We start from the raw sequence: 2737 nt of genomic DNA, 5'->3' as shown, positions 1-2737 counted from the left end.
CCGATTCGATCAGCACGCCGAGCGGCACCAGCAGGTCGTTGCCCGAAGCACGCAGGATGGCGAGGTGAAAACGCGTGTCGGCGCGGATACGCTCCTGCAGGCTCAGGGCCTCGCCCATTTCGCGGCAGGCCTGGCTGATCTCCGCCATCTGCTCGTCACTGCGCCGCATGGCGGCAAAGGCCGACGCTTCCGGCTCGATGATGTGGCGAAACTCCTGCACGGTGCGCAGGAACGCCTCGCGGTCGGGCGCGGTCGCATACCAGGCCAGCACGTCGCGATCGAGCAGGTTCCAGCGCTCCTTCGGCTCGACCCAGCTGCCGATCTTGGGCCGCGATGCCAACAGGCTTTTGGCCATCAGCATCTTGATGGCTTCACGCACGGCTGAACGGCTGACATTGAAGATCTCGGCCCATTTGGCTTCGTTGGGCAGGATGGTGCCGGGTGGATAGTCGCCACGCACGATCCGCAGACCAATCTCGCCGGCCAGCGAGACATGGACGCTGGCTCCCGCAAAGTGCGCGGCACCGGCCTTGCGCATGATGGCCGGACGGGCGCTGGCTTGTGCCTTGGCCCGGGCGGCACGCTTCTTTGACTTCTCGTCCGGCATCCACGTTCCAATAGGTCGGCCGTCTGTCGTCCGGACTGGTCCGAACCTACGCGGCACGCCGATCTCGTTGCCGAAAATCCAGATCATGGGCGCACCAAAGCCGGAGCCGGTTGCCCCAACCTATTGCGTCCGTTGAGGAATTGACGGGGCGCCCGTCACCGGGCGCCCCGAAATCGAGACCCTACTTCTGGATGCAGGTGTCGACCGTGTCCTTGGTGCATTCGTCGAGGCCGGTGAACACCGGATCGGCGACGGCCTTGCCTTCGACCAGGTCGATCATCACTGACGGTGCCTTGTAGCCCATTTCGAACGGCCGCTGACCGACCAGAGCAGTCACAAGGCCGTCACGGGCGATCGCCACTTCGTCGCCGATCGTGTCGGCGGCGCCGATGACGAAGTCGTTGCTGGCGATCCGGTCCTTGAGCGGCCCGAACAGATCGCGATAGGGCTGCGGTGCGCCAAACAGCGGCCAGCCGCCCATGATGCCGAAGGCATCGAGCTTGGGGTTGGCGGCGAGGATATCGGTCATCGCCTGCACGCCCTTGGCGCCGTCATCATTGGTGAACACCGGGCAGCCGGCAACTTCGGTCCAGCCACCTTCACCGGCAAGCGCGGCAAGGCCGTCCTTGCCCGACAGTGCGTCACGCATACCCTGCGCGCGGCGCAGGATGTTGTCGGCCGCAGGATTGCCCTCGATCGTGCAGATCGTGCCGCCCTTCGGCTTGCCCTTCTTGATGTACTCACCGATCTTCTTGCCCATCAGATAGTTGTCGGTGCCGAGATAGGTCTTGCGAAGTGCGGCATCTTCCTTGCTGAGGTCGGCATCGACGGTCATGATCGGGATCGTCGGATTGGCGGTCTTGATCGTCTGTGCGATCAGCGGCGCGTTGGATGGCGAAATCGCCATCGCCACCGTGTCGGCCTTGCTCAGCATGTCCTGGACGATCTGCGCCTCGCCAGCCTCGTCCGAGGTCGACGCCGGACCGGTGTAGAAGCATTCATATTCCGAGCTGGCATTTTCCTTGTTCCATTTCTCGCAGCCCTGGTGGATGGCTTCGAAGAACGGATTGTCGAGACCTTTCACGACGATGACGAGCTGTTTCTTGGCCAAAGCCGGCCCGGCACCCAACGCCATGGCGGCGACGGCGGCGAGCAAAAGTGTTTTCCTCATGTCAGTCCTCCCTTGAAACAGACGGACACGGCGTGCCCGCCACACAGATCGACCGGATGCGTGATGACAGACGTTCGTTTCGCGAGCGCTCGTGTCGCCAGGCCAGATCGATAAGCATTTCCAGATGCGGCTTCAGACCGGCTCGAACACATGGGTACAGCCGGAACCTCGACCGATAAACCTCCGCTGATTCCGTCAGGCGAACCGCCAGCAGGGATCGGCATAATCTCCTCCGACGCTTAGCTAATATCGGCTCGCCGCCAACGTCAATGCTATTTGTCCTACAAAACGGATTTTTAAAATAACCCGGACTTCAATTCGTCCGACAATTGATTGACGCGCGCCGGCTTTTGCGTAAAACAACGCTAACGCTGTTTCCGGGAGGAGCTGGGGAGAGCGGGCCAAAGCAGCGCCGGCATTCACGCCGGGAACAGCAGCAGGCCGCAAGGCACGGGGAGGCAAAGGCTGGTGGCGGTTCTCGAACTCACCAACATCTCGAGGCATTTCGGCGCCATCCAGGCGGTCAACGACGTTTCGCTGTCGATCGAGCCCGGACAGGTCGTCGGCCTGATGGGCGACAACGGCGCCGGCAAGTCGACACTGGTCAAGATGATCGCCGGCAATTTCCGCCCGAGCCATGGCACCATGCACATGGACGGCAAGGAGCTGATCCTGCACAAGCCGGCGGAAGCCCGCCAGCACGGCATCGAGATCGTCCACCAGGACCTTGCGCTCTGCAACAATCTGACCGCCGCCGCCAATGTCTATCTTGGCCGCGAATTGCGGCGCGGCGTCGGCCCGTTCCGCATCCTCGATTATGCGGCGATGTACAAGCGCGCCGGCCAGCTCTTCGCCGAATTGAAGTCCGAGACGCGTCCGCGCGACCTCGTCAAGCAGATGTCGGGCGGCCAGCGTCAGGCGGTGGCAATTGCCCGCACCATGCTGTCGCAGGCCAAGAT

3 protein-coding genes are annotated in these 2737 nt (G+C 62.7%); 1 reads left to right on the top strand and 2 read right to left on the bottom strand.

Translation table 11 applies throughout. The features are described 5' to 3' along the window. Together EN935_RS30120 and EN935_RS30115 are read right to left on the bottom strand one after the other, a co-directional pair. Positions 1–607 (bottom strand): FadR/GntR family transcriptional regulator (locus EN935_RS30120; protein ID WP_164771456.1); only part of this gene is annotated, 607 nt, incomplete at its 3' end. 181 nt (positions 608–788) lie between these two features. Then, positions 789–1778, bottom strand: a complete 990-nt coding sequence (locus EN935_RS30115; RefSeq protein ID WP_127264736.1) for a sugar-binding protein — start codon at positions 1776–1778, stop codon at positions 789–791. Positions 1779–2246: 468 nt separating this feature from the next. Here EN935_RS30115 and EN935_RS30110 point away from each other — a divergent pair. Next, on the top strand, positions 2247–2737 hold a 491-nt coding region (locus EN935_RS30110), incomplete at its 3' end, for an ATP-binding cassette domain-containing protein (protein ID WP_164771455.1).

The organism is Mesorhizobium sp. M7D.F.Ca.US.004.03.1.1 (assembly GCF_003998635.1).
In the GTDB taxonomy this organism is placed as follows: Bacteria; Pseudomonadota; Alphaproteobacteria; order Rhizobiales; family Rhizobiaceae; genus Mesorhizobium; species Mesorhizobium loti.
Note: the sequence above shows the minus strand (reverse complement) of the source record. Positions and strands in the feature narration are given on the sequence as shown.